Genomic DNA, 26,441 nt, shown 5'->3' on the forward strand with positions numbered 1-26,441 from the left:
TCCTCATCCTCGACGAGGCGACGAGCAGCATCGACACCGTTACGGAGATCAAGATCCAGGAGGCGCTGCAGCGTCTCATGCTGGGAAGGACCAGCGTCGTCATCGCCCATCGGCTCAACACGATCCGGCAGGCCGACCGGATCATCGTCCTCGAGGGCGGCAGGGTCCTCGAGCAGGGCTCGCATCGCGAGCTGCTGACGCGGCGGGGCTTCTACTATGGACTGGTCCACGCGAGGGAGCCGGAGGCAGCGGGCAGCCGCTGAAATCTCTGATTGCCTGGTCCTGCGGATCGTTGTACAATGCTGGAATAACGCAAGTGTTTCGGGGCTGTACATCTTCTAAGGAAAGTTGGAAACGTACGTGAACGCAAGCAAAGCCAAGCTATTCGCCGGACTCTCCAACCTAGAGCTGGCCCGCATCCTCGGTCGACTGGAGAAGGTGGCGCTGCCTGCCGGCACTGTGCTGTTCCGCCAGGGCGACAGCGGCGACGATATGTATCTCCTGCAGGAAGGAACGATCGAGCTGTCGGCGGCCAGCGAAGGCGGCGAGGAGCGGCCGCTGGCTCGGCTGTCCGCGGGCGACTCGCTAGGCGAGATGGCGCTGCTCACGGGCGAGCGGCGCTCCGCCACGGCGGTCATCGGCGAGGCTGCGGTACTGTACCGGATCGATCGGCAGACCTTCGACGAGGTGCTGATGGACAAGCCTACGGTGTCGGCGTACTTCCTGCGGCAGCTGTCGGACCGGCTGCATCGTTCCAATATGCAGCTGCAAGCGACCAAGGGGGAGCAGGCACAGCGCGCCCATACAGAGCTCCAGCGGCAGTCCCCGGCGCATCGGGAGCTGCTGCTGGAGCTGTCTGCGTTTGCGATGTTCGAGGCGACGCTGCCTGCGCGGCTGCTAAGCGGCGCGGCGAGCGCGACGTCTAGCGCCGCGTCGGAGTCGGGGCGTTCGTCTAGCGGCATGTCGAGCGAGCGGCCAACGCCGGGTGATTCGCCGAGCGGCAAGTCGGGCGCTCCGTCGAGCCCGGCCTCGCCAAGCGTCCCATCGGGCATACCGCCGCGCGCTGAGTCGAGCGGCATGTCGAGCGCGTCGCTAGCGACGGGCGATTCGTCGCGTGCTGAGTCGAGCGCCCTGTCGAACGGGCCGTCAGCGACGGATGATTCGCCGGAGGCTATGTCAGGCGCCCCGTCTAGCACTGCATCGCCTAGTCCCCCGTCCAGCGCCTCAGCCACGACACCGGAGGACGAACTGGCATCGCTGCAGAGCTATCTGCTGCCGATCCCCGGACGCCCGGGCTGGCTGCAGCTGGAGCCAGCGCTGCGGCGTCAGCTGTCGGAGCTGCTGCGGCGCGAGCGCGGGGCGGAGGGGCGGCGCGAGCTGCTCGCGGCCGAAGCCCGGCATCTGGCCGCCGTCGGACAGCTGGAGGGGGCGCTGCTGACCTGGCTGGAGCTCGAGGATTGGGAGCAAGCGGCGTCGCTGCTGGAGGGGGAGCTGGCACAGGGCGCTGCCAGCGGATCGCTGCCGGCGGCAGTAATCGAGCGGCTCGACGGCTGTCCGGCAGCAGTGCTGGCCGCGCACAGCGTCCTGCTGGAGGCGTACGTGCTGCATGGTATCGACGAGCGACGAGAGCCGGCGCTGCGCCAGCTCGAGGATGTGCTGGCGCTGTCGCCGGACTGGCCGCCCGCGCGGCTGGCGCGCCTCTATGAGTGGGCGGGCGAGCTCAGCCATCGGCTGGATCAGCGCGTCAAGGCGCTGGAGTATGTACAGATGGCCGAGGAGTTGGGCCGTCGCCTGGGCGAGGAGCAGGGCGCTGCCGCTCAGGCTGCCGAGGAGCGCACCTACCGGCTGAAGCGGCAGCAGGTGCAGCGGCAGCGGACCGAGCGTCTGGCGAGTCGGGCCGGGCTGCTGCTGCAGCGGACGCGCTGGTCGGCGGCGGCGAGCGTCGCTGCGGCGCTGCTGGTCGTCCTGCTGTTCGGCTGGCTGCCGCCGCTCGGCGGCTTGTCTGAGGCGGCGATGCTCTTCATCGGAGTCGGGATCGCGGCGGTCATCCTGTGGATCGTCAACATCATCCCCGATTATCTGGTCGCGCTGCTGATGGCGATGGTGTGGGTGCTCGGCGGCGTGGTGCCGCCGGAGACGGCGCTATCCGGCTTTGCCACGCCGACCTGGCTGTACATGGTGTTCATCCTGGCGCTAGGCGCGGCGATCACCCGCTCGGGCATCCTCTATCGGCTGTCGCTGCACGCGCTCCGGCGCTTCCCATCGCATTACCGGGGCCAGCTCTGGGGCATCGTCGCGGGCGGCGCCTTGCTCAATCCGCTCATCCCGTCCTCCTCGGCCAAGGTCGCGCTCGGCGTACCCGTGGCGTCGACGTTGTCGGAGTCGATGGGCTTCCGCGACCGCAGCCCGGGCGCGGCCGGGTTGGGCCTGGCAGCGATGGTATTTTACGGTTTCACGGCTCCTTTCGTCCTGACGGGCTCGTACACCAACGTCATGGCCTACGGACTCGTCGGCGACGGGCATCCGATCTCATGGTTCCGCTGGTTCCTGTACGCCTTGCCCGCCTTTATCCTGTTCAGTGCCGGCATCCTGCTGCTGCTGAGCCTGCTGTTCCGCGGCGTCCGGGCAGAGCGGCCGATCTCCCGCCAGACGCTGGACGCGCAGCTGGCGGTGCTGGGGCCGTTCAGCCGCGAGGAGCGGATCACGACGGCGACGGTGATCGGCTGCATCGCTCTGATGATCGCCCAGCCGCTGCATGGCGTTGACAACGCCTGGGTGATGCTGCTCGGCTTTGGCGTACTGGTGGCGACCGGCGTCCTCGATACGGCATCGCTGAAGAGCGGCGTCGACTGGCCGTTCCTTATATTTATCGGGATCGCCTTCAGCTTCGCCGCCGCAGCCGAGCAACTCGGCATCGTCGAAGCAATGACCGGCTTCCTAGGCGAGCATATGGCAGTGTTCCTCGCCTCGCCGACGCTGTTCCTGCTCGCGGTCGTCGTGCTGTCCTTTGCGGTGACGCTAATCATCCGCGACGACCCGGCCGTGATCCTGCTCGTCATCGCGCTGCTGCCGCTGGCCGGGCTGGCGGGCGTGCATCCGTGGGTGCTGGTGTTCCTCATCCTGCTCTCCACCGATCCGTTCTTTTTTGCATACCAGTCGCCGACCTATCTGATGGCCTACTACAGCACAGAGGGCAAGTCGTTCAGTCACCGTCAGGGCGGATGGATGGGGCTCGGCTACGGCATCCTGGTGCTGCTGATCGCGGTGTTGTGCGTGCCGTACTGGCAATGGCTCGGCCTGATCCAATAGTCGCCAGCTTGGCGGCAGGTGTGCCAGCCCATATCATCAAAAAGCCGACCGTATCCCCTAGGAGACGGTCGGCTTTATTATGGTTGCGGACGGAACATCGTTGCAAATGGGTTGAACGGTCGGACATGAGATCCTGCGCATCTTGAAGGCAGGCGCTGGGTTGAAAGCCGGATCAGGATATCAGGAAACTTCGTCAACGAGGAACAGGCTGGTCTCGATAATCTTGTTGCGCGTCGGCAGCAGTACCTGGATCCACTCGCCTTGGCGACTGATGATGACGCCGTTTCCTTCGCGCGTACGTACGCGAGTGACATGAAGCTCAACCTGGAACGGATACTGCTCTTTTTTGTTCACTTTCTTAGGCAAGGCAATCATCCTTTCGCCCCTGCGGATAACCCAAGTATAGCGTTCAATTGTCAACTGAAGTTGAGTCTGACATTAGGCGAATATTGCATTTCCCTATACTTTGCTAACATTTCGGACGGGGGCAGGTTCTGGTATACTACTAGACAGTAACTGGAATTTAGGTTGAGAAGGGAGATGCGACATGTTGAAGATTACGTTCCTTGGCCACAGCTGCGTGCAGATTCAGACGGGTACCCATACGCTCATCATCGATCCATTCCTTACCGGCAATCCGGCGGCGAAGACTCCGGCGGAGGAGATCCGGGCGGACGTCGTGCTGCTGACGCACGGGCATGGCGACCATGTCGGGGACGCGGAGGCAATCGCCAAGCGCAATGACGCCTTTATCATCGCGCCCAACGAGCTGGCCGTCTACATGGGCTGGCAAGGCTGCAAGGTCCATCCGATGCACATTGGCGGAGGCTACAATTTTGACTTCGGACGGGTCAAGCTGACCCAGGCGTATCACGGCTCAGGGTACGAGGTGGCTGACCAGCAGACATTCATCTACATGGGGATGCCGGCGGGATTGCTGCTGGAGATCGGGGGCAAGACGATCTACCATGCCGGCGATACGGGGCTGTTCGGAGATATGAAAATCCTCGGCGAACGCCATGCGATCGATCTGGCGATCCTGCCGATCGGCGACAACTTCACGATGGGACCGGAGGATGCCCTGCTGGCTGCCCAGTGGGTAGGGGCTAAGCGGGTGCTGCCTGTCCATTACAATACATTCCCGCTCATCGCGCAGGACGGAGCGGCCTTTGGCCAGGCATTGGCCGGCGTCGGCATCGAGGGCGCGATCCTGGAGCCAGGCGAGAGTCTGGAGCTGTAGAGCGACGGCGTCCAGTAGATCGTGGGTCGGAGGGACAAGCCCGGCGACTGCCATATATAGCTAACACGACCAGCGGCACGCGGCCGCGAAGCGCACGCCTCATGTAGAGGGGCTGCTTCGCAGGCAACGTGCCGTTATTGGTTTATGAAGGGATCTGGAGAGAGACCTGTCGTCAGCCGCCGCTATCAACCCCGCATCGTATGCGCGCGGTATTGGCCGGGGGTGAGGCCGGTCCATTTTTTGAAGGCGGTCTGGAAGGCGCTCGGCTCGGAGAAATGGAGGGCGTAAGCGATCTCGCCCACCGCGTAAGGCGTCTGACTCAGGTAGTCGATCGCCAACTCCTTGCGCACCCGCATCATCAGTGCATTGTATGTCAGCTCCTCGCGATGCAGCCGTTCCTGCAGGGTACGCGAGCTGACATGGAAGGCCTGCGCCGTCTCTTGCAACGTCGGCAAGGTCTGCGGCAACTGGCGATGCAGCCACGAGACGATCTGCTCGGAGAAGGGTGCGGAGCGCTCCAGCTCCTCGGCGCTCTGTCGAGCGAGTCCCTCGAAATATGCGAGCAGCCGCCGATCGGCATAGCGGACGGGGAAGCTGAGCACCTCAGGCGCCAGACGAAGCTGGTCCACAGGCTGACCGAACCGGGGCATCCGCCCAAGCACTTCTACATACGGACGGATATCGGCGGGCGGGTCGTGGGCAAAATCAACGCCGAGCAACGGCACCTCGCGATGGCTCAGCTTGCCGAGCAGGTCGTAGAGCGAGCTGGCCATGTCCTCGACGCAATGGCGAGACATGCGTTGGGGCGTACGGGAGTACAAGCGGAGGCGCAGCTCGCCCTCGCGCTCCTCCCAGTCGAGTCCGAAGGCGCTGACGAGGGTCGTGTTATAGCGCCGGTAGGCTGCCAAGGAGTCAGCGATCGTCTCCGAGTGCATCAGCACATAGCCGAGGATGCCGAGATCGACAAATTCCATCGTCCGCCCCTGGTGCAGCCCGAAATGGTCGTCGCCCGTCCAGGCGGCGGCAGCCAGCGTCCAGCGCTCCAGCTCTGCGCCGGCGATCCGTCCGTCCGGGTCGTCCATCTGCTCAGGCTCGAGACCGTTTGCCTCATAGAAGGCTGCGAGGTCGCATCCTCTTCGGGTCAAGGTCTTGATGATCGGGTAGAGCATCGTGCTCGATACCCCATAATCTTCTTGCAAGGTATAGCCCTCCCTATCAGTCTGCGCATATCCGCAATCGATCTGCGCGATGCATCATAGTCCCCCTGCAGGCGGTATAGTACGATTGGGGTAGATCATTTCCAGAGGAGAGGTTATCGTCATGAAATCCAGAATCGTCCTGATTACCGGTCACCCCGATCCGAAGAGCTACTGCGCCGCCCTGTCCCGCGCTTACCTTGAAGGGGCCGCGGGCAGCGGAGCCGAGGTGCGCCACATCGACTTGAGCCAATTGTCCTTCGACCCCAATCTTGCCTTCGGCAACCGCCAGCCGATGGAGCTGGAGCCGGATCTGCTGGAAGCGCAAGAGCATATCCGCTGGGCCGACCATCTCGTCTTCGTCTACCCGACCTGGTGGGGGGCAGCGCCTGCGGTGCTCAAGGGGTTCATCGACCGGGTGTTCCTGCCGGGCTTCGCCTATCGTTATCGCAAAGGGTCGCCCTTGTGGGACCGCCTGCTGGCAGGCAAGTCGGCGCGCCTTATCATTACGCTAGACACGCCGTCGATCTACAATCGTCTCGTCTACGGACGGGCTGGCTATCGCGTCATGAAAAAAAATGTGCTCGAATTTTGCGGCATCAAGCCGGTGCGGATTACCGAGTTCGCGCCGATCCGCAAGTCGTCGGCCGAGCAGCGCGAACGCTGGCTGGACCAAGTGCGGCGGCTCGGCGCAGCGCGCGGGTAGGCCGTCTGGCTAGCCTTGGCGGGACACGAGGTTGCAGCGGTGTGCCGCCCCGGCCAGCCGCTGCTCCGCCGCAGTCCCGTCTTGCGGTTACAATACAGCTCAGCCGCCCAAGGCACACCCCGGCGTTCTCCGCACGGCTTAGTAGCACGATCCTAACTTACCGTTCCTATGGACGTTGCACTTCTCGAGTCTTCTCGCGAGGCCGCTCTCCATTCGCTATACTCGCGTGGTTTGGTTATGAGTGATTCCATGCGGTGCCTGTCATCGCTTAACTGCAATAATACCTTTATTTATGCTCCAAAGCGCGATTAATCGGGATTTTAATGCAAAAGTGCAGTTATTTTTGGGGAAACGTCGCACCTGAGGCAATTTCAATCCTTTTAAGTGCGCATTTGCATTTATTCACCTGGTTCTTCCTCGTTTTGGTGAAAATAAAGGTACTTTTGCATTTGTTTGTATCAAAAGCGCACCAGACTGGAACGGAAGGGCCCGGGCGCTGTGGGCGCGGACCGCTCGTCGTCGTCGCTACAGCTCCAGTCCGACCTGCCACGTCCAGAGCCGCTGCGTCACTACAGCTCCATTCCGACCTGTTGCTCGCTCCATGTCCAGAGCCGTTGCGCCGCTTGTTTGTCGGCGGCGCGCTTGGCGATCGGAGCCAGCTTGCTCTTGATGTAGTAGCCGCCGCTGGCGGTCGCGACATCGGGACTCGAGGCGAGATAGACGGCGGTTCCGGCGCCCTCCTCCGCCGTCAGGAAGAACGGGCGTAGCAGCGCATGGACCTGGCGGCCAAACCCGGTCTTGCGATCGATGCCTATCTGGGTGCTGACCGCGCCGGGGTGCAGGCTGTTGGCCGTCACCCGGGTGTCGGCCAGTCGCGCGGCCAGCTCCCTGGTGAAGAGGATGTTGGCGAGCTTGGACTGGGCATAGCCTTTGACGACGTTGAACCCTCGCGTCAGATGCGGATCGTCCCAGTAGATACGGCCCCACTTGTGCGCGCCCGAGGAGACGTTGACGATCCGTCCCTGCGGCGCGGCGATCAGCGGCTCCAGCAGCAGACGGGTCAGCAGGAAGTGGCCGAGATGATTGACGCCGATCATGCTCTCGAAGCCGTCCCGGGTCGTCTGTCGCTTAATGGCGACGACGCCGGCATTGTTGACTAGCACATCCAGCGAAGCGTAGCGCGATCGGTATGCCTCTGCAAACGAGCGGATGCTCTCCAGCGAGCCGAGATCGCAGAGCATCAGCTCGATAGCGGCAGATCCGCTGTCGCGACGGGCTTGGGCGAGCGCGGCTTCGCCCCGCTCGCGGCTGCGGCATGCCATGACGACATGTGCGCCCTTGCGCGCCAGCAGAGTCACGGTCGCCAGTCCCATCCCGGCATTGGCGCCGGTGACGATGACGGTCTTGTCCTTCATGAGCGGTTGGCCTCCTCGCAGCGTAGTGACGGCAGGATAGCGCTCCTCGCTGTATGTCTGATCTGCCGTATTAATTTTGTAGTATTAGTATAGCACGGCGAGCCGTATCCCAAGTAGTGGTGAAGCGGAGAGGGGAGATTATTGTAACCAAAGCGGATATTTTTTAGCATTCGGAGGGAACGTAAGACTAAAGCAAAGCAGTTGAGATTCATATTCGTTTTGTGTACTTGTTTTTTTATTTGGTCAATGATTTGTTGACTTTTTGTATCAGTAAGCATATACTGAAACTACTTAACAATAGGGGATGTGTAAAATGAAAACAATCTTCGAGCAAATAGGAGAGAAGATTGCAGGATGGCTTGAATCACAAGGAGAAACCCAGTCCTTTTTTGCAGAGAGAATGGGTATTTCTAAACAAGTGATGAGCAAGATTGTCAATGGGAAAAAGGCAATTAATATTGATGAAATTGCAAAAATAGCAAACATCATCGGAGTGACGGTGGATGAACTTCTAAGACCGAAGGAAACCCCACAAGTAATTCAAGAACCAATTTTATTTATGATGGGAAAATTGGAAAATGAAAACACCAAAGAAGGGCTTCAATTTCTAAATCATGTAATGAATGAAATGATCGAATTAGAAGAAATTCTCCATTCGAAATAAGGAGGCACTATGAGAGGATTTCAATCTTTAAGCCCAAAGGAATTCGATGAAATCGAAGCAAAGGTTCGAGCAAAGCTTGGAGAAAAATTGAAAACACACAGGGTATTGAGAGAAGAGGTATTAGACCTAATCCAACAAGAAGCAACACTGCTTAAATACCCTATTAAAGACAATGAGTTATGTGCTTTTGTCTGCAAGAAAAAAGACAGAGTTTTTGTGTATATAAACACGTTCATCCCTCGAGAGAAACAAGTGTTTGCAGCAGCCCATGAGTTATATCATATTTGGTATGATCAGGATAAACTAAACCAAACAGAGATATTAAACGACCAAGTGTTAGAGAATGAAACCGATGATGTTAATGAGTTAAAAGCTAACCTATTTGCAGCCATATTGCTTGTCCCTACAGAGGTTTTAATTAACGAAATAATATCTCGTGGAATACAAAAAGATTCTTTAAAGATTGAAGACATCGTTAGGTTAATGGCTTTGTTTTATGTGCCATTCAAAACTATTGTAAGGCGTTTGTTTGAAATTCAATTTATTGATAATAGGAAGATGAGAGAATTCTTGACTGTACCAGATAGAGACCCACAAGCAGGTGTAATGCTGGTCAGAAAGAGATTGCAGCTAAATGATTCTACACAGGATAGAACAAACGAGGTTTATTTTGAAAAACTAGTTGAAAATGCGATTTCGGCATATGGTAAAGAGATTATCAATGAACGAAAACTTCGGAATATCCTATCAATCGTAAATGAATCTCCTGAAACAATGCAGATTATTGAATCGGGAGGGGAGGATGAATGGGATAGTATCATGGGGGATTACGACGGGGATGACTGATTGGATCTGGGAAGAAGCGATATTAGATACAGATTTCGCTCTTAAATTAGAGAAAGTCCAAAAGTTTAATGCTATTGAAAAATACATTCCCCTATTAGTAAAAAAGTTATACATTCATCGTTACGTATACGAGAATGAAATCTTAATGCCGAAAAGAACGAAGGACCAAATTGATAAACTGATAGAGGACGAAAGGGCTGTTATTGTTGATGCAGAAGATTTACGCTATGATGCTTATAAATCGCTAATTTACCAACAGACAATACAGCACTTGGAGTTGGTAGATCCTGAGACGAGAGTAAATGGTAAGAACTGGGGAGAAACTGTTTCGGTAGCCTTCGCTTTTGCAAGTGGAATTCCATTTATACTTTCGGACGAACGTGAGCTTCAAGAATTGTTAAATAATGAACTGAATAGTGGGACTGATAAAGATATTTTGGTGATTCGACTTAGAGATTTTATTGAGGCTATGAAGAAAAAAGGCTTATCACGAAAAGAAGCATATGCGATGTGGTGTTTTGCACATCAGGATGAAAGAGACAGAGAAAAAATGGAAAGGGCAAAAAGTGTTTTTCAAAATGATATTTGGTGTTTGTAGATTTAAGCGATTTAGTTTTACAAAAGTCGCTTTTTTAATTTATCACAAACTAGGCAAACCGGTGAATGGAAATGAGCTTTTATCTAATATACGAGTTAGCTAATTAAAATGACCGAGAAGCTTTTTAGCTTCTTCGGTCATTTTCGCTGAAATTATTGTTGGAGAGATTCTAAATATTGAACAACTTCAATCGATTCGTCACCGCCTGTCTTGGCGTGAGCAATCAAGGGAATTGTGACCGCGAAAGCATCAACGATACAATTATGCCAAGTGTTTTGCCACTTCAAGAAACGCGGCGAACCGTACCACAAGTAAAGGCAAGTTTTTTTGCGCGTGAACAGTACATTGGCATCTCGTGTTTTGGTGGGCAAAAATTTCGAACCATGGAGGTATACAGATGGAGTGGATTCATGAGAGCCTGCCTTACAGGATCAGTGACAGGATGGAAGAGCTGCAGCCGGATGTGGTCATTGCCTTATTGAAGAGCAGTTATTTGTCGACACGAATCATCGCGGAAAAGGACTCGGCAAATGGATGGTGGCTGTTGTGGTCGACCATCCTCGCATTCGTCATACGAATATTTATCTCGGTACACGCGATGCGCATGGACTCTATGAGCAGTTCGGCTTTGTACAAAGGGACATGATGGTCCGCAGATATAGCCCAGCACCTGTTGAATAACGAGCCGTTACCTACAGAGCGGAGAGCCGTACTTGCTCCAGCTCGGCTGTTCCCCAGCGGATGCAACTTATGGTATAGTGAGGCTGGATGTACGTACAAGTCAGGATGAGTCCAGGGATGAGTCCGATGATGGGAGGAGCAAGACTTATGGCACAACAAGCCTATGAGGGTGTATTTCACGGGGAGCCGGCGATCTGGCTGCGAGCGGGCGATTACGAAGCGGCAGTGCTGCCGGGCGTCGGCGCCAATCTGATCGCCTTTCGGGATACGGCGAGGCAGCATCATTATTTGAGAGAGCCTGCGGCGGACGAGATGGAAGCGTTTAAAGCGCTGCCTTACGTCCATGGTATTCCAGTGCTGTTCCCGCCCAACCGATTCGAGGACGGCAAGTTCCGTTGGGAGGGCAAGACGTATCAGTTCCCGGTGAACGAGGCGGCGACAGGCAACCATCTGCATGGCTTCGTGTACGGTTTGCCGTGGAGTGTCGAAGGATACGGCGCGGACGAGCTGGAGAGCCGGGTCACGCTGTCGCTGACGATCGACGAGCAGCACGAGGTGTATCGTCACTTCCCGCATGCCTTCACGATCCGGCTCCAGTATACGCTCAGCGGCGACGGCCTCCATCAGCGGGTGCAGGTGCGCAACAACGGCGAGACGCGGATGCCTTGCCTGATGGCGTTCCATACGACGATCAATGCGCCGTTTGCACCGGGGAGCGCGGCAGAGGACTGCACCTTCAAGGTAACGGTCGGCGAGCGCTGGGAGCTTAGCGATCGTCTGCTGCCTACGGGACGCTTCCAGGAGAAAAGCGAGCAGGAGCGCAAGCTGTCCGAGGGCGGACTGTCGCCGTTCTTCGAGGAGATGGACAACCACTATCAGGCAGTGCCCCAGGACGGCCGCAATCGGATGGAGCTGCTGGACAGCCGGGCTGGCCTCAAGCTCGTATACGATGTCGGCACGGCGTACAAGCAGTGGATGATCTGGAACAACAAGGCGACGCCGGGGTTCTTCTGCCCGGAGCCGCAGATGAATCTGGTCAACGCGCCTAACGGACCGGAGCTGCCGGCCGAGGAGATCGGCCTGATCGGTCTCGGGCAGGGCGAGCTGTGGGAGGAGACGAGCCGTCTCTATCTCATCGAGCAAAGGTAGCGCGTACCGGGCCTAACTTAGGGCGTATCTGCACACATGCTCTGCTACCCTCGGAGTATGCAGACACGCCCTAGGGGGCGGTCGCCGCCCCCGTCTGCCGCAAAGCTCGTTACAAAATTAGGATTGCGATTTGAACCGGTCGTAGGCGCTCTGGTATTGCTCCAACACCTGCTTTATGCCCATCTGCTCCAGTTGGGTAATGACTGCTGAGTAGTCTTCAACCGTCCCGCGTCCCATGATCATCGCGTTGATCGTCTCGGCAACGTAGGTCTGGATGTCCGCCATTAGCGGCACCGTAATTTCGCTTTCCCCCGAGGTGAACTGTACCGGCGGCATCTTGGCGTCGAAGTCCATATATTCGCTGTACAGCTTAAGCGGGTTGTCTGTCTGGCCGTTGGCTACGCGGATCTGCTCGGCATAACGCGGATCGGCCACTGTGGCCCAGCTGCCGCCGCCGATCGTATGGTTGAGCAGCTCCTGCGTATTCGTCAGCCCGTTGCTCGGATGCGTTACTTCTTCTTTGTAGATCGGCTGTCCGTCCACCAGATCGTAGGAGACGCCTTCGACGCCGAAGTTGTTAAGCAGGATGCCTTCCTCCGAGTACTGGTAGTCCAGCCACTTGATGACCTCGACCGGGTGCTTCGTCTGCGAGGAGACGGCCAGACCGTGCGCGGCCGCCTGCCAGCGGAAGGACACATGCCGCTGATCGCCATTCGGACCTTTGGGCGGCAGCACGGGCGAGAGCTTGAACGTCTCGTGCTTGCCCTCCATCAAGGTGGTGAAGTTGCCCATATACGAGCCGGACCAGCCGAACCAGGCGCCGGCCTTATCGGTCGTCACCTTCTCGGTCAGCGACTGGAAGGTGTTGTCGACCAGATAGTTGGGATCGAGCAGCTTCTCCTCATACAGCTTGCGCAGATAAGCGACGACCTCCTGGAAGCGCGGATCGGCCGGACCGTACTTCACCTGACCATTATCTACGAAGAAGCCGTACTCGACGCCATACGCCGGAGCGAACAGCATCATGATGTTCTCCAGACTGACCGTTACGAGCGGCACCTCGTCCTGACTGCCGTTGCCGTTCGCATCCTGCTCGCGGAACGCCTTCAGCGTCGTGTACCAGTCATCGGTCGTTTCCGGCAGCGGCAGGCCCAGCTTGTCGAGCCAGTCCTGGCGGATCTGCGGGAACATTTGCGTCAGGTCCTCGGAGGCGAGCGCCAGATTGGGCAAGTAGTAGATATGCCCCTCCGGCGAAGTGATCTGACCCCGGATATCCGGATGCTCGTCGAGGATGCGGGTGAAGTTCGGCGCATGCTCCGCGAGCAGATCCTCGAGCGGCAGCAGCGCCCCCCAGTTGCCGTATTTGCTGGCCTCCGTCCCCCAGATGTCGGAGTAAATGATGTCCGTCAGCTGTCCCGAGCTCATCATCAGATTGAAAGCTTCGGCACTCGCTTCCGTCGTGTGCTGGAAGTCGATATGGATGTTGGTGTTCTCCTCCATCTTCTGGAAGGAATGCTTCTCGTTGAAGTTCGTGCCGCGGAAGTTGCCGCCGCTCGGCGACCAGAGCGACAGCTCCAGCTTGTCCTGAACGATCGGCAGCGATAATCCGCCGGCCTCTCTGCCGCCCTCGCCTTCGCCTGTCGCTGCGTTGTTTTCCCCTGCCGCCGGAGGCGGGGTTGTTGCCGCGCCATTGTTTGCCCCGTTGTTACCGCTACACGCGCTTAGCATCATGCTCGCTGTCAACACTGACGTCATCAGAACCGTCCATTTACGATTTCTCATCCTTGTCTTCAACCCCCTGGGGAACATCCCATTTAGAATGAAAGATTTGTGTGCCATCTCGCCCTGCAACAGCCTCAATCCACTATCTGATGTACTCCTGATGACCTAGACCCGCGTGCCACCTCCTGATACGATTGCGTCGAACACATCCTTTCGTCGCAGTTGTACATCTGTTGTACATCATAATAACTGCGAGACGAGAGTTTTGTCAACGCTTTCATCGCATTTTTTTCGATTTTTGTTCACTTACACTTGGTTAATGCTGGTTATTAACCCATTTCTGCTCCCCGAACATCCAACGAACCAGATGAACCCCCGTAACAACTGTTGTACATCTGATGTATTTTATTATAATTGCGCCCGCATTAACATGTCAACAAAATTATCATGAAATTAATGAATCAATCGAAAGAAACAAGGAAATGCGCAAAAAAATAACTTTCCGAACGTTTTTTCGCTTCGGAAAGTTATCTTTATCAATTAACACTCGATTTCACGTTACATATATGTCACTTAAACTGCGATTCAGACCGGCTGCCCTTGTTGTCGTTCAAGCTGGATCAGCTTGCTCATCTCCTCGTGCAGCTCCTCCTCGCCGATCAGCTCCGACCAGTACGCATTGAGCAGCTTGCGGAATCGACGCAGCGCATCGATAGGCAAGCCTAGCTCGCTATGGTAAAAAAAGGCCGGCAACAGCTCCCGGTACATCAAATAGCGCGACGGCCGATTCAGCTCGCTGGACGCAGGCGACTCGGCCACCAGCTTGCGCGCAGGGATGCTGACCGTCTTCTCGCGGATCAGGCTCTGCGCCTCCTCCGAGGCGAGGAAGCGGACAAACTGGCGAGCCGCCTCCTTCTGTCTCGAGTTGGCCGCCACGGCGGCGCCGATCGTGATCATCAGCATCCGCTGCGGATCGCGGGGCTTCAGCGTTGGCAGCGGCGCGAGATCGTAGTCGAGCGCAAGGTTTTTGAAGGCGTTCAGGTTGAAATACGTTGCCAGCACCATCGAGACCTGTCCGTTGACAAACAGCGAGATCGTCTCGTCCTCATGATCACCCGCCAGATACTTGGGGAATATCCGGTGATTGTTCACCAAGCCGCTGTAGACGCTGAGGCTTTTCGCCGTATCGGCGCTGAGCGTCGGTCTGCCCGTCGCGTCGGTTACGGTATGCAGGCCGCTTTGCAGCAGGAAGACCGAGTAGCGATTTTCCGAAGCCGGGACAAAATAAACGGCATGCTTGCCAAGCCGCTGCGAGAGCGTCTCCGCTGCCTCGATCAGGTCGTCCCATGTCCAGTAGCTGTCCGGCTCCGGCACCCCGGCCTCGCGGAAGTGCGATCGATTGTAGCACAGCACAACAGGAGAAAACGAAATCGGGTACGCGTACATTACCCCCTGCGCCAAAAAAGCCTCCGTGGCGATCGGATACAGCCCGGCGTCCGGCTCCAACGGATCTAGCAGCGCCGTCAGCCCGTTCTCGGTCATCTCCTGGAACTGCGTGCTGTTGAGCGAGATGACATCGAGCATGCCATTGTTGATCATCTCCGAGGCAGAGTGGACATGGTTGAAGTCATTGAGCGTGACCGGGAATACATGGATGCCTGGATGCTGGCGATGGAAGGCGGCGATCAGCTCGTCGATCAGGAAGTCCTGGGACAACGAGGCGCTGCACCCAAAATGAATGCGAATCCGCTCCTGCGCCACATCCAGCACCATGCTGCCGACGCGGTCGATCTTGACGATCAGCGATTCCTGGACAAGCGTGTCCAAGCCTTTGCGCACCGACTTGTTGCTGAGCTGGAACTGCTTGGCCAGCGTGCTCTCCGCCGGCAGGTAGGCGCCCGCCTGCAGCACGCCGCTCAATATATCCGTCCGCAGCTTATCGATCATATAGTCCAGTCGTTCTCGAAATGAATGCCGACCTGGTTTATTCGTCATGTACAATTCTCCCTGCAACCGATAGTTTTACATCATTCCACTCTTATTGTGCTGGAATGGCTACCCGATGTCAACAACCGCAGAGGGAACAATGGCAGATTTCAGGCTGCCCTCAAAAAAGGGCCTACGGTCACGGGATCGATCTTCCGATCGCTGTTGTCCCCAGATTTCTTGATTGTTTACCGCGTTTGCGGTTGAAATCCGGGGACAAAGGCGAACGCTTCGCTTCTACAGATTCGATCCCGTGCCTCTTCGGCCTTTTGAGGGCAGCCTGAATTTTCGGCATCATTTTTGTTTGTGGGAGCTAGCATCCTTCTTTATACTGTTATTAGAGTTTGTGTACTCAGGAGGTGCCGAATGATCAAGATAGGAGCGTTCGCCGAGCTAGGCGGCGTCACGATAAAAACACTCCGCCATTACGACAAGATCGGCTTGCTGAAGCCTGCGCACATAGACGACGAATCGGGCTACCGTTATTATACGGCCGATCAATTGCTGACCATCAGGCGGATCGCCTACTTCAAAAAACAAGGTCTGACCCTGGAAAAGATCGCGCCGCTGCTATCCGAAGCCACCTCGCTCGCCGATGCGGAGGATATGCTGCTAAAGAAACGACAGGAGTTGGAGCGCCAGCTCGAGGAAGCACGTCTGCAAATAAACGAAATCGATCTGCGGCTTGCCCGAATCCATCAACAGGACGCGGCATTGCCGGAGGAAAGCTGCTCGATTCGCCGGGTCGAGCCGCTCCTCGTCGCTTCGCTTCGCGCCGTCGTCCCTCAGCATGAGCGTTGTCTGCTGCTCGATGAGCTGAAGCAGTATGTAGCCGCCTGCGGTGAGGAACCGGACAAGGAGCTGATCCTGATCCGGCATTCTACAACGAACGGCAGCGGAGCAGATTCCAATCTTGAAGTCGCGATCCCCCTCTCCGCTACGATTCCGCCCAGCAAGGCAATAAGCATCCATCGCTTGCCCGGCTTCGAAGCAGCCGCTTCCTATATGCATCGCTGCAATCCTTATGCGGATCATTGTCAAGCGATCGATACGCTCTCGCACTGGATCAAGGAGCGCGGATATCGCCCCATCAAAAAAACTCCCGTGCGGGAGATTTACTGGACGTCGGATCAGGACATCTATGGCCAATTGCGCGTGGCCGAGATCCTGCTGCCGGTTGAGCGCGTCTGAATGCTCAGCAGCACCCCTTGACTCTCCCCTATGGAAGAGGGTTTATACTGTGGTCGTATGAACTACAGATCAAGGAGTGAATGAGAGTATGAATGTGAATATGAATAAGGTGAAGCGTCTGGAAGGCAAGGTCGCGCTCGTCACAGGCGGCAGCCGCGGGATCGGCAAAGCCATCGCCGGGCGTCTCGCAGCGGAAGGCGCTCTCGTCGCTGTCCATTATCGCACGCGGGAGGATGCTGCGCGCGAGACCGTTCAGTCGATCGAAGCGATTGGCGGAGCTGCGTTTGCCATCGGCGCGGAGTTAAATACGCTGCAGGCCGTCACAACGCTGCTACGGCAATTGGATGAGGAGCTTGTCCAGAGGACGGGAAGCCCGCAGCTCGATATCCTCGTCAACAACGCCGGGATCGGCACGTCGTCGGCCATCGAGGCGACCAGCGAGCAAGAGCTCGACGATCTGTTCGCGGTCAATGTCAAAGCGCCCTTTTTCCTCGTCCAGCAATCCCTCGAGCGGATTCGGGACGGGGGACGGATCGTCAACATCTCCTCCGGCGTCACGCGCATCGCCTTCCCTCATATTATGGCGTACAACATGACCAAGGGCGCGCTGAATACCTTTACCTTGCATCTCGCCAGTCTGCTGGGCGCGCGCGGGATTACGGTGAATGCCGTGTTGCCCGGCATTATCGACACCGAGCTCAACGCCTCCTGGCTGCATACGCCCGAGGGCTATCGGTCGGCCGCCGAGATGTCTGCGCTCGGACGCGTCGGCGAGCCTTCGGACGTGGCCGATATCGTCGCCTTCCTCTCCTCCCCGGATGGCCGCTGGATCACAGGCCAGATGGTGGACGCGACGGGCGGAGCGCATCTATAAGCGGACACGCCCAGGCTTGTCTGAATCTCGTCCCAAGGCAATTAGCCCCCGGAGGATTCAGACACGCCCGGGCTCCAGACGACCTGCTCGCCGTACTGCTTGCCCCAATCGTACATGAGTCGCAGCACCGGCATCAGACTTTCGCCGTAGGCCGTCAGCGAATATTCGACGCGCGGCGGCACCTCGGCGTACACCTTGCGCTCGACGAGTTGGTCCTCCTCCAGCTCTCGCAGCTGGTTCGTCAACATCTTCTGGGTAATATGAGGGATCATCTTTTTCAGCTCGCTGAATCGCTTCGTCCCCTCCAGGCCGAGATGCCACAGGATGATCAGCTTCCACTTGCCCCCGATGACGGCGAGCGTCAGCTCCTTCTCGCAGTTGATCTCCCGCAGATTGATCCTCTCCTTTAATACTTGCGCCATCTTGCGCCACCCCCTCGTCCACCCAGTATACCGGATCTGCCCGCACAGCGCTATAAGCATAAGCAAAGGCGCTCTCAGCCCCGTTTCTCTAGTGGGTTTGAGAGCGCCTTTGCGCTATTCAGGATTGCCCCTGCCTTACTCCAGATTGGCATGGCTCGCATACATCGCCGCGCCGTCCAGCCCGCGCAGCTCCATGAGCCGCAGCACCAGCGCGTCGTACAGCAGCAGCAGTCCTTGCTCGAACAGCGAGCCCATCGGCTGCTGCGAGCGCCGCGACGGGTCCGCATCGTCCTTTGGCGACGCAGCCAGCGCGACGACCAGCTCGGCGCTCTCGGCTATCGTCGATTGCGGATTCGTCGTCGCCAGCGCGACGACGCCTCCGAGACGACGCGCCTTGGCCGCCATCGCCACCAGACCCGGCGTCTCTCCCGAGCCGGAGCCGATCAGCAGCAGGTCGCCCGCCCGGAAGGCAGGCGTCGTCGTCTCGCCGACCATATGCGCCGCGATGCCCAGATGCATCAGCCGCATCGCCAGCGCCCGGCCCATCAAGCCCGAGCGCCCGGCTCCGGCGACGAATACCGCCGGAGCCGTTTGCAGCCGCTCCGCCAGCGCTTCCGCCGCCTCGTCCGGCACCGCCGCCGCCAGCGCAGCCAGCTCGCGGGCGATCGCCTCCGCCGAGGCTTGCACCGACGACATCCGCTTACGCTCCCCGGACCAGCCGCTGCATCGCTGCTGCGACTGCAGGTCTGTCGTCGACGCCGGTGATGCCGCCGCCGACGATGACCAGATCCGGCTCGGCCGCGATCACTTCCTCGATCGTCTCCAGCTTAATGCCGCCGGCCACGGCAGTTTTGGCTTGCTCGACGACGCCTTTGATCGTCCGCAGCTCGGCAAACGAGTTTTTGCCTGCCGCCTGATGATCATAACCGGCATGCACGCAGATGTAGTCGACGCCAAGCGCATCGATCTCGCGCGCCCGTTGCTCCAGATTCGGCACATTGATCATATCGACCATGATCTGCTTGCCCCGCTCCCGCGCTTCCGCCACCGCGCCGGCGATCGTCGTATCGTCGGAGACGCCAAGTACGGTGATAATGTCTGCTCCCGCCTCGGACGCCTTCATCACCTCGTAAGCGCCGGCATCCATGATCTTCAGGTCCGCCAGCACCTCAAGCGCCGGGAAGCGGTCCTTGATTGCCTTCACCGCATGCAGCCCTTCATTGATGACGACCGGCGTGCCGATCTCCACGACATCGATATATTCTTCCACCTGTTCGACCAGGGCCAGCGCCTCCGGGATATTTACCAGGTCCAGTGCCAATTGCAGCTTCATCTATTCATCGTCTCCCTATCATCGGAATATGAGTACAGGCTTCATTCTAGCGCCTCTCTATCCGAATCGGAAGTACGCACTTGCAAGTGGTGTAGTTACCTGGAGGATACTATTGTGTAGGGACGCGGCCCCGCTACCCTTTGACCGAGCCGATCATGACGCCTTTCTCGAAGTACTTTTGCAAGAACGGATAGAGCACCAGCACCGGCAGCGTCGAGACGATGATGACGCCGTACTTGATCTGATCGGCATAACGCTGGGCATAACCGCCCGAGGCGCCGCCTGCCCCCGCCCCTTCGGAGAACACTTGGTTGGAGAGCAGGATATCTCGCAGGATGATCTGCAGCGGCTGCAGATTGTTGTCCCGGATGTAGATAAGCGCCGTGAAAAAGTTGTTCCAGTGCCCGACCAGATAATACAGGCCGATGACCGAGATCATCGCCTTGGACAGCGGCAGCGCCACCTTGACGAAGTAAGTAACATGCGAGCAGCCGTCCATCGCCGCCGCCTCGTAGAGCTCCTTGGGCAGCGTATTCTCGAAGAAAGTACGGGCAATGATCAGATAGAATACATTGACGCTGAACGGTACGATGAACACCCACGCCGTATTGGTCATGCCCAGATCGCGGATGAGCAGATAGGTCGGGATAAGCCCGCCGTTAAAAAACATCGTGAACACAAAAACGAACATCAGCACTCGCCGAGGCTTGAACTGCTGCCGCGAGAGCGCGTAGGCGGCGGGCAAGGTTACGAGCAGGTTGACCAGCGTGCCAGCCGACGTATAGAACAGCGTGTTGCGGTATCCCATCCAGATCCGCTCGTCCTGGAAAATCTGGCCGTAGCCGAAAAAGCTGACGCCCTTGGGGAACAGCAGCACCCGACCGGTCGAGACGAGCGTCGAGTCGCTGATCGAGGCGATGACGATAAAATAAAGCGGATAGGCGATCAGCAGAAAGATCGCGGCGCAGCAGACGAACAGCACAAGCCGGAACGCCAGCTCGCCGCCGCTTATGCGCGAGCGCATCATGGACAACACCTCCTTCTATCGAATGAGCTAGAACAGACTCGTATCCGACGTCCGTCTGGAGATCTGGTTCATCGTGACGAGGAAGACGAAGTTGATGACCGTATTGAACAGTCCGATCGCCGCCGCCAGGCTGAACTGGTTGGAGACGATGCCGATTTTGTATACATAGGTGGCAATCACCTCAGAGACCGGCAGGTTCAGCGAGTTCTGCATGAGGAAGATCTTCTCGAAGCCGGTGCTCAGGATGTTGCCCATGCTCAGGATGAACAGGATGATGATCGTCGGCAGCAGCGTCGGGAAATCGATATAGCGTACCGTCTGCCAGCGGTTGGCGCCATCGATCCTGGCCGAGTCGTACAGCTGAGGATCGACGCCGGAGAGCGCCGCCAGATAGATGATGCTGCTCCACCCGGCATGCTGCCAGATGTCCGAGAGGACATACGTCGGGATGAACGTCGAGGTCGAGCCGAGCAGATGGATATGGCCCAGCCCGATCGACTTCAACAGATGCCCGACGATGCCCGTACCCGGCGACAGCAGCACATGCAGCATGCCGACCAGGACGATGACCGAGATGAAGTGCGGCATATACACCGTCGTTTGCATCAGCTTTTTCCAGCGATGGCTCTGGATCTGGTTCAGGATGAGCGCCAGCACGATCGGCGCCGGGAAGCCGATGAGGATCGTCGACAGGCTGATCAGGAACGTATTGCGGATCAGGTCGGTGAACAGATAGCTGTCGATGAACTGCTGGAAGTAATACAGCCCCCGCCACTCGCCGCCGGTCAGCCCCTTGCTGAAGTCGAAGTCGCGGAAGGCCAGCTGCGCGCCATACATCGGCACATAGTTGAAGATCAGGATGACGGCCAGCGCCGGAAAAACCATCAGCCACAGCTGAACGTCGCCGCCGAGCCATTTACGCCATTTTGCCTGGTTCATCTGAAGCTCCTCCTCTCCGGCTACTGCGCTTGCAGGTATTCGTCATAATACTGCTGCATGATGTCGAGATTTTTGTCCAGTCCGGCCTTCGATGCCTCGGCGACGTACTTGTCCCACTCACCCTCGATGCCTCCGTTCATGACCCACTTCGCAAAGGACGTGTTGGCGAGATTCATCACGTTCGTATTGTTGAGGCTAAGCGTGTTGTTGTCCGGCGTCGAATACTTAATGAACAGCGCAGGATAGATATCCTGCTCCGGGTCCACATCGGCGAGCGCCTCCGCCAGCGGCTCCGACTGGGTCAGCACCTCCTGCATATCCTTGCCCAGCGTCAGCTCGATGTCGTCAGAGATATAGAAGGCGCCGTTGTCAGCCCAGGACGAGGTCCACTTCCAGGTGCCCGGGTCCATCTGTGCGTCCTGCGGCGGCAGCACGCTGTAGGTGCCGTCCCCATGATCCTCAATGTTGGGTCCGATAGAGCCGAACAGCACCTGGATGCCGACCTTCGGATCGTACAGTTCGTTGATGAAGCGCATCGCTGCTTCCTTGTGCTTGGACTTGGCGGACATGACGATATGGTTGGCGCCGTAGTTCAGATTGTACGTATCGTAGCTCCAGGACACTTGGGCGCCGGGCTTGGCCTGGAGCGGCGGCATCGACGTATATTGCGGCCCGACCTGCTCTCCGAATCGATCGGAGGCAACCCAGCCCCAGGTGAACCCGACCTTGGCGGTATCCCCCGTCCCCCGCGCCAGCGCCTGGAACTTCGTATAGTCGCTTGTGAACACCTCAGGATTGATCAGACCCGCCTTGTAGATCCGGTTCAGGAATTGCACCATTTCCTTGAAGCGTTCGTCGACGAGGAAGTTTTTGACCTGCCCGTCCTCGACGAAGTAGCCTCGCCCGCTCACATCGGAGGAGAGCGTCATGCCCATGCCACCGAGCAGCACTGCCGGGTTAAAATAGCCGCCGATCCCGCCGGGCCAATCCATTGGGATCTCGTCGTTCGGATCGTCGTTGCCGTTGGCATCCTCGTTTTTGAACGCAAGTAGCACGTCGTACAGCTCATCCCACGTCGTCGGCATGTCGAGACCGAGATTGTCCAGCCATTGCTGGTTAATGTATTGGCGCGTCGACGAATCCGGCCAATACCGCTGATACTTCGGCAGCCCATAGATCTGGCCGTCGCGCTGGGTGGCGATGCGGAGCGTCTCCGGCTTCTCCTCGAACATCCGCTGCACGTTGGGCGCCAGCTCCAGCAGCTCGTTCAGATCCTGGAACAGCCCCTGGAACTGGGCAAAGTCGCCGTCCGTGACGACATTGGGACCGACGAACAGATCCGGTACATCGCCGCTCGCCAGCATCGTCCCTTTTTTCTGATCCCAGTCAGCGGAGATCTCCTGCCAGTCGATCTTGACCCCTGCCTTCGCCTCGACCTCCTGCAGCCACTCCATCTCTGCAAGCGGTTTCGTTAATGCGTGCTTGATGACGACGCCCGTCAGTCTGACCGGTGCGCCATCCTCCCCGTCGCCGCCAGATGCCTCCTTGTTATTGGAGCATGCGGCCAGCGCACTCGTCGCGAGCAGTAACAGCGATAGCGATAAAGCGATGGTTTTTCGTTTGTTCATCATTCCCGTTTCCCCCTGTCTTCCGTAGATTTTGACCGGGCCATGGATGCTGCGCGAGAGGATGCGCGACTGGCTCATGCTGCCTGACGTTTGCCGCGGTGCTTATACTGTAGCCCTGCCTGTTCGCCATCGTAAACGGGCATTTTTTGAGCGTTTTCATTTTTTGAGCAGGCACTCCTCCGAATTTACATGAAACGCTTACATACCAGTCGCAGCGCGGCTTTCGAAAAAATGCGCCTCTTCAATTTTTGGGTATTGGCGGCAAACCCAGCCTGCTGGAAGCGATCTTGAAACTGGCGCTAACCCATTCTCATCGCACGAGCAAGGACGCTTTATTTTTGTGTGTCACGATAATGCCCCGGCGTCGCGCCAGCGATTTTTTTGAAGGCGCGGATGAAGCTTGATGTATTCGTGTAGCCGACCTGCTCGGCGATCGACGCCAACGGAGCATCCGACTCGCGCAGCAGTTGCATCGACTTGTGAATGCGCAGCCGCTCGACCGACTCCTTGAAGTTATGGCCAACCGTTTTTTTGAAGTGATAGCTGAAGCCGGACAATGACATCCCGAAATGGTCAGCCATCGTCTGCAGCGAGAAATCTGCCTCGAAGGCCTGGCTCTCCAGCATCGCCAGGATCTCCTCCGACGAAGCAGCGCGTGCCTCCGGCTTGGCCGCTTGCATCAGATCGCATAGCTTGTCCGCCGTGTCGCGCATAATATCCGCCATCTGCTCAAGCGTGTAGCTGTGCAACAGCACGGCGTCCGTCAGCCGGAGCAGTCGCACATCGTCCCGCCGGAATCGCTGCAGGCCGGAGAGCAGGATGCTGACCGTGTTGGCGTACACGCTGCGTATCCGATAAGATGGCATCCCTTCGCCGCGCATATGGACGAGCAGCCGCTCCAGCACCGCTTGGACCATGCCGGCTTCATTTTTGAGGATCGCCATCTCCAGCGACTGGAGCAGCTCGGCCGAGTAGGCGACCGATCCGCTATTGGGCTCGGCGAGCTCGGCGAATCGCAGCAGCGTCGACTGGCGGCAGAGGCGCAGCTGCTCCGCCGCTCGCAGCGCCTGCAGATACGAGTGATGCGCTCCTGCCGGTGTCTCGGATGACTCAGCCTGGCCGATCCCGATCGCCGGAGCGACCCCGACCGCTGTCTCGAGCCGCGCCTGCATCGCACCCAACTGCTCGTCCAGCGAAGCGTTAGGCTCATGCGTCGCGAGCAGGATGTACTCCTGCGGGTAGACACTCGGGAACAGGTAGCCAGCTATCTCGTCGCTTGCCCCGTCGAGCCTCGCCTCCTCCTGCTGCACGGCGACGCGCAGCGCCTCCTCATCGCCACGATAGCCTGCGAAGCTAAGGATCGCAGCCGTCACTCGCGCGCCTGCGATCGCGATAGCATGGGCGCCTCCTTGCCGTTGATACGCCTCCCATGATTCGAAGCGTCCGCTCGCCAGATCGAACAGCAGCGAATCGCGCACGATCGGCTGATGCCTCCTTACCTCCTCATCCAGCCGCGAGTTGTCGCTGGAGAGCTGATCGAGCGTATAGCGGATCGTCTCCACCTCGCTCATCGCAGGCAAGCCTCGATGCTGGAACAGCTCGGTCGCCGCTTGCACCAGCCGCTTGATGGGGTGGTAGTTATACCTCAGCGAGATATAGATGACGACGATCTCCACCAGCAGGATGAGCAGGAAGATGAGCACCGAGTTCCACTGGATCGAGCGGATCGTCTGCAGCGACTCAGTGAGCGGCAGCAGGCTGACATATTGCCAGCCGTTGCGCTCCGACACGGTGTGCGAGACGATATAGTCCTTGCCCTCCACCTGGTGGATCGCCGCGCCGGGCGGCTGCTCGGCGAGTCCGGCGATCAGCTGATCGAAGGCGGGCGACGCCTCGTAGCCGACCGTCTGCGTCGAGACGAGCGGCTGTCCGCGTTCGTCCAAGATGAAGATCGTCCCGTTGTACGAGTCGGACACCGTATGGGCGAGGCGCGAGATCGTGCTCTCCAACACCTGGATGAGCAGGACGCCTGGGGATTGCTCGCCGGAAGGCATCGGCAGCAGGAAGGTCATCATCCGTGCCCGGTTGTTGCCGGGGACGACGACTGCCTCCACCCCCCGTACGAGCGGCGCGTCCAGACGATCCAGTTCCTCGAACATCCGGCCATGCGGCCACGATTCGTAATAATAGCCGACGCCGCGGCGATTAAAGTCGTCGACGGTATAGACGTTGCCGGTTTTGGAGAACAGATAGTCTACCTCCTTGACATAGAGCAACGTGTTATAGATGAAGCCATCGGTCGCATTATACTTGCGCATCTCATTAGCCAGGATGTACCGGTGATAATCGTCATGCGGAGCAAGATAAATCTTCAGGTCGCGATTGCGCATCAGCTCGTAGGGCAAGTCATAGACGTAACGGGTGAAGATATCCATCGCATTCATGAATTGCTCGGTCATATGCGAGTTCCACGCCATCTCCTTTTCCTTGGCCGCCTGAGTGGAGTTGGGATAGTAGTAGAGCAGGATGCTCGCTACAGGCAGCAGGAATACCAAGAGATACGATACGAGGAACTGCATCAGCATCGTCGCCTTCGTTTTGTTCAACGGTTCATCCCCGCCTTTCATGGATTGTGAATTCAAAAAAAGATTCCCCCCGCCTCCCGGCAGGAAGAATCCTGTGCGACGCCTTATCGCGTAACAGATGTGCGAGACTTGTACCTAAGCCAGGTCTGCCACACGGGCTCGCGATCGCCATGGACAGCCACTCGATCCCGGAACACGAAGTGCTGCGGCTGTACGTCGACCCGGAGCAGTGGCTCGACCGGCTCCTCGCTGATCCACTCATCGAAGCGCAGCTTGCTGCTCGAGGCGCGGCGGAACGGCTCGCGCGGCAGCACATAGATCGCCCCTTGCGTCCATGGCTCTGCTCGCATCGTCGCAGCGTTGAGCGAATAGTAATGATAGCTCTTCCCGCCGTACGCCAGACAGCCGTTGCGAAAGCTGCCAACAAGCTTGCTGCGGTCGAATACCGCGTAAAACAACGACCAAAGCGGCTCAGCGGAAGCAAAAACCGCATGTACCGGCTTGCCGCTATACAACGTCTGCTCCCGAGGCTCGAATCGGGCAATCTCCCGGTTGTTGGAGCCGTGGAACAGATAGCGCTCCCGGGTTGCCAGATAGCGCAGCATTCGCACAGGATCATAAGGAAGCGCATACAACTTATACAGAGCCAAGCCCCCTTCCAGCCACGCCTCGTAATCCGCAGCCTCCTGCGCGCCAATATCGATCCCGGGCGACGGATAGAACAACGCCCTCATCAACCTATGAAGCATCAAGCCCCTCCTCTGGACAGGTCTGGAATCTGGCCCTAATTATAGTCGGCTACACCGCGCAACGTCAAGGCGAGCAGAGCAAGGCGGGAAGTATGGAAGAGGAGTATGAAGGGTGAGGATGGAGGAGCGTACGGCGAGGCGTGTGAGGATGAGGATGGCGAGGATTACGGCAAGGCGTGTG

Annotated in this window: 23 protein-coding genes and 1 pseudogene; 11 read left to right on the top strand and 13 right to left on the bottom strand. The window is 57.9% G+C overall.

Annotated features, from left to right (window positions below):
• Positions 1–263 (top strand): annotated as a pseudogene (locus tag PA598K_RS38145) (multidrug ABC transporter ATP-binding protein); the annotation flags it as partial.
• Positions 264–360: 97 nt separating this feature from the next.
• Complete coding sequence (locus tag PA598K_RS21440) at positions 361–3,309, top strand: SLC13 family permease (RefSeq protein WP_185602144.1); 2,949 nt, start codon at positions 361–363, stop codon at positions 3,307–3,309.
• Between the two features lie 180 nt (positions 3,310–3,489).
• Here the strand turns inward: PA598K_RS21440 and PA598K_RS21445 are convergent, their stop codons facing one another.
• A complete protein-coding gene (locus tag PA598K_RS21445; protein ID WP_128658926.1) occupies positions 3,490–3,684 on the bottom strand; it encodes a hypothetical protein in 195 nt (64 codons plus the stop codon).
• 175 nt (positions 3,685–3,859) lie between these two features.
• Here PA598K_RS21445 and PA598K_RS21450 point away from each other — a divergent pair, with 175 nt between their 5' ends.
• A complete protein-coding gene (locus tag PA598K_RS21450) occupies positions 3,860–4,549 on the top strand; it encodes a metal-dependent hydrolase (RefSeq protein WP_128658942.1) in 690 nt (229 codons plus the stop codon).
• Positions 4,550–4,734: 185 nt separating this feature from the next.
• On the opposite strand, the gene PA598K_RS21455 is transcribed toward PA598K_RS21450, so the two are convergent.
• Positions 4,735–5,748, bottom strand: a complete 1,014-nt coding sequence (locus tag PA598K_RS21455) for an AraC family transcriptional regulator (RefSeq protein ID WP_260405533.1) — start codon at positions 5,746–5,748, stop codon at positions 4,735–4,737.
• A gap of 121 nt (positions 5,749–5,869) precedes the next feature.
• Here PA598K_RS21455 and PA598K_RS21460 point away from each other — a divergent pair, with 121 nt between their 5' ends.
• Positions 5,870–6,451 carry an NAD(P)H-dependent oxidoreductase gene (locus PA598K_RS21460; protein WP_128658927.1) on the top strand — a complete coding sequence of 194 codons (582 nt, stop codon included), beginning with the start codon at positions 5,870–5,872 and terminating at the stop codon, positions 6,449–6,451.
• A 569-nt stretch (positions 6,452–7,020) separates the two neighbouring features.
• On the opposite strand, the gene PA598K_RS21465 is transcribed toward PA598K_RS21460, so the two are convergent.
• Positions 7,021–7,866, bottom strand: coding sequence for an SDR family oxidoreductase (locus PA598K_RS21465; protein ID WP_128658928.1), 846 nt, complete (start codon positions 7,864–7,866; stop codon positions 7,021–7,023).
• Positions 7,867–8,179: 313 nt separating this feature from the next.
• Between PA598K_RS21465 and PA598K_RS21470 the strand changes: the two genes are divergently transcribed.
• The 5 genes from PA598K_RS21470 (at position 8,180) to PA598K_RS21490 (ending at position 11,804) form a co-directional block, all read left to right on the top strand.
• Positions 8,180–8,530: a helix-turn-helix domain-containing protein gene (locus PA598K_RS21470; RefSeq protein WP_185602145.1), complete on the top strand. Its 351-nt coding sequence runs from the start codon at positions 8,180–8,182 to the stop codon at positions 8,528–8,530.
• A 9-nt stretch (positions 8,531–8,539) separates the two neighbouring features.
• On the top strand, positions 8,540–9,376 hold the full coding sequence (locus PA598K_RS21475; RefSeq protein ID WP_128658930.1) for an ImmA/IrrE family metallo-endopeptidase: 837 nt from the start codon (positions 8,540–8,542) through the stop codon (positions 9,374–9,376).
• A complete protein-coding gene (locus PA598K_RS21480) occupies positions 9,333–9,974 on the top strand; it encodes a hypothetical protein (protein WP_128658931.1) in 642 nt (213 codons plus the stop codon). Before PA598K_RS21475 ends, PA598K_RS21480 begins: the two co-directional genes overlap by 44 nt.
• A 477-nt stretch (positions 9,975–10,451) precedes the next feature.
• Complete coding sequence (locus tag PA598K_RS21485; RefSeq protein WP_260405535.1) at positions 10,452–10,655, top strand: GNAT family N-acetyltransferase; 204 nt, start codon at positions 10,452–10,454, stop codon at positions 10,653–10,655.
• 147 nt (positions 10,656–10,802) lie between these two features.
• Positions 10,803–11,804 (top strand): aldose 1-epimerase, encoded by a 1,002-nt coding sequence (locus tag PA598K_RS21490; RefSeq protein WP_128658932.1) that lies wholly within the window; start codon positions 10,803–10,805, stop codon positions 11,802–11,804.
• A gap of 117 nt (positions 11,805–11,921) precedes the next feature.
• On the opposite strand, the gene PA598K_RS21495 is transcribed toward PA598K_RS21490, so the two are convergent.
• Positions 11,922–13,586 (bottom strand): extracellular solute-binding protein, encoded by a 1,665-nt coding sequence (locus PA598K_RS21495; RefSeq protein ID WP_128658933.1) that lies wholly within the window; start codon positions 13,584–13,586, stop codon positions 11,922–11,924.
• Between the two features lie 525 nt (positions 13,587–14,111).
• Positions 14,112–15,521: an extracellular solute-binding protein gene (locus PA598K_RS21500; protein WP_128658934.1), complete on the bottom strand. Its 1,410-nt coding sequence runs from the start codon at positions 15,519–15,521 to the stop codon at positions 14,112–14,114.
• 357 nt (positions 15,522–15,878) lie between these two features.
• Here PA598K_RS21500 and PA598K_RS21505 point away from each other — a divergent pair, with 357 nt between their 5' ends.
• Both PA598K_RS21505 and PA598K_RS21510 read left to right on the top strand, forming a co-directional pair.
• On the top strand, positions 15,879–16,703 hold the full coding sequence (locus PA598K_RS21505) for a MerR family transcriptional regulator (protein WP_128658935.1): 825 nt from the start codon (positions 15,879–15,881) through the stop codon (positions 16,701–16,703).
• Positions 16,704–16,791: 88 nt separating this feature from the next.
• Positions 16,792–17,577 carry an SDR family oxidoreductase gene (locus PA598K_RS21510; RefSeq protein ID WP_376739057.1) on the top strand — a complete coding sequence of 262 codons (786 nt, stop codon included), beginning with the start codon at positions 16,792–16,794 and terminating at the stop codon, positions 17,575–17,577.
• Between the two features lie 41 nt (positions 17,578–17,618).
• Here PA598K_RS21510 and PA598K_RS21515 read toward each other — a convergent pair whose 3' ends face one another.
• From PA598K_RS21515 to PA598K_RS21550, 8 genes are all read right to left on the bottom strand, one after another.
• Positions 17,619–17,999: a winged helix-turn-helix transcriptional regulator gene (locus PA598K_RS21515; protein WP_128658936.1), complete on the bottom strand. Its 381-nt coding sequence runs from the start codon at positions 17,997–17,999 to the stop codon at positions 17,619–17,621.
• A 135-nt stretch (positions 18,000–18,134) separates the two neighbouring features.
• Positions 18,135–18,695 (bottom strand): 6-phospho-3-hexuloisomerase, encoded by a 561-nt coding sequence (gene hxlB / locus PA598K_RS21520; protein WP_128658937.1) that lies wholly within the window; start codon positions 18,693–18,695, stop codon positions 18,135–18,137.
• Positions 18,696–18,699: 4 nt separating this feature from the next.
• A complete protein-coding gene (gene hxlA, locus PA598K_RS21525; protein ID WP_128658938.1) occupies positions 18,700–19,332 on the bottom strand; it encodes a 3-hexulose-6-phosphate synthase in 633 nt (210 codons plus the stop codon).
• A gap of 133 nt (positions 19,333–19,465) precedes the next feature.
• A complete protein-coding gene (locus tag PA598K_RS21530; protein WP_128658939.1) occupies positions 19,466–20,359 on the bottom strand; it encodes a carbohydrate ABC transporter permease in 894 nt (297 codons plus the stop codon).
• Between the two features lie 27 nt (positions 20,360–20,386).
• A complete protein-coding gene (locus PA598K_RS21535) occupies positions 20,387–21,298 on the bottom strand; it encodes an ABC transporter permease (protein WP_128658940.1) in 912 nt (303 codons plus the stop codon).
• A 20-nt stretch (positions 21,299–21,318) separates the two neighbouring features.
• Positions 21,319–22,926, bottom strand: coding sequence for an extracellular solute-binding protein (locus tag PA598K_RS21540; RefSeq protein WP_128658945.1), 1,608 nt, complete (start codon positions 22,924–22,926; stop codon positions 21,319–21,321).
• A 332-nt stretch (positions 22,927–23,258) separates the two neighbouring features.
• Positions 23,259–25,568 carry an AraC family transcriptional regulator gene (locus tag PA598K_RS21545; protein WP_260405534.1) on the bottom strand — a complete coding sequence of 770 codons (2,310 nt, stop codon included), beginning with the start codon at positions 25,566–25,568 and terminating at the stop codon, positions 23,259–23,261.
• A 47-nt stretch (positions 25,569–25,615) separates the two neighbouring features.
• Entirely contained in the window at positions 25,616–26,260 is a 645-nt protein-coding gene (locus tag PA598K_RS21550; protein ID WP_185602146.1) for a hypothetical protein, read from the bottom strand.
• Positions 26,261–26,441 lie beyond the last annotated feature (181 nt).

It is taken from the genome of Paenibacillus sp. 598K, assembly GCF_003851045.1.
Lineage (GTDB): Bacteria > Bacillota > Bacilli > Paenibacillales > Paenibacillaceae > Paenibacillus_D.

What these genes read in the sequence shown, in the direction of transcription:
- PA598K_RS21445 (WP_128658926.1), bottom strand. Translation starts at nt 3,684, where the DNA reads ATGATTGCCTTGCCTAAGAAAGTGAACAAAAAAGAGCAGTATCCGTTC.
- PA598K_RS21460 (WP_128658927.1), top strand. Translation starts at nt 5,870, where the DNA reads ATGAAATCCAGAATCGTCCTGATTACCGGTCACCCCGATCCGAAGAGC.
- PA598K_RS21465 (WP_128658928.1), bottom strand. Translation starts at nt 7,866, where the DNA reads ATGAAGGACAAGACCGTCATCGTCACCGGCGCCAATGCCGGGATGGGA.
- PA598K_RS21470 (WP_185602145.1), top strand. Translation starts at nt 8,180, where the DNA reads ATGAAAACAATCTTCGAGCAAATAGGAGAGAAGATTGCAGGATGGCTT.
- PA598K_RS21475 (WP_128658930.1), top strand. Translation starts at nt 8,540, where the DNA reads ATGAGAGGATTTCAATCTTTAAGCCCAAAGGAATTCGATGAAATCGAA.
- PA598K_RS21480 (WP_128658931.1), top strand. Translation starts at nt 9,333, where the DNA reads ATGAATGGGATAGTATCATGGGGGATTACGACGGGGATGACTGATTGG.
- PA598K_RS21490 (WP_128658932.1), top strand. Translation starts at nt 10,803, where the DNA reads ATGGCACAACAAGCCTATGAGGGTGTATTTCACGGGGAGCCGGCGATC.
- PA598K_RS21495 (WP_128658933.1), bottom strand. Translation starts at nt 13,586, where the DNA reads ATGAGAAATCGTAAATGGACGGTTCTGATGACGTCAGTGTTGACAGCG.
- PA598K_RS21500 (WP_128658934.1), bottom strand. Translation starts at nt 15,521, where the DNA reads ATGACGAATAAACCAGGTCGGCATTCATTTCGAGAACGACTGGACTAT.
- PA598K_RS21505 (WP_128658935.1), top strand. Translation starts at nt 15,879, where the DNA reads ATGATCAAGATAGGAGCGTTCGCCGAGCTAGGCGGCGTCACGATAAAA.
- PA598K_RS21510 (WP_376739057.1), top strand. Translation starts at nt 16,792, where the DNA reads ATGAATGTGAATATGAATAAGGTGAAGCGTCTGGAAGGCAAGGTCGCG.
- PA598K_RS21515 (WP_128658936.1), bottom strand. Translation starts at nt 17,999, where the DNA reads ATGGCGCAAGTATTAAAGGAGAGGATCAATCTGCGGGAGATCAACTGC.
- hxlB (WP_128658937.1), bottom strand. Translation starts at nt 18,695, where the DNA reads ATGTCGTCGGTGCAAGCCTCGGCGGAGGCGATCGCCCGCGAGCTGGCT.
- hxlA (WP_128658938.1), bottom strand. Translation starts at nt 19,332, where the DNA reads ATGAAGCTGCAATTGGCACTGGACCTGGTAAATATCCCGGAGGCGCTG.
- PA598K_RS21530 (WP_128658939.1), bottom strand. Translation starts at nt 20,359, where the DNA reads ATGATGCGCTCGCGCATAAGCGGCGGCGAGCTGGCGTTCCGGCTTGTG.
- PA598K_RS21535 (WP_128658940.1), bottom strand. Translation starts at nt 21,298, where the DNA reads ATGAACCAGGCAAAATGGCGTAAATGGCTCGGCGGCGACGTTCAGCTG.
- PA598K_RS21540 (WP_128658945.1), bottom strand. Translation starts at nt 22,926, where the DNA reads ATGAACAAACGAAAAACCATCGCTTTATCGCTATCGCTGTTACTGCTC.
- PA598K_RS21550 (WP_185602146.1), bottom strand. Translation starts at nt 26,260, where the DNA reads ATGCTTCATAGGTTGATGAGGGCGTTGTTCTATCCGTCGCCCGGGATC.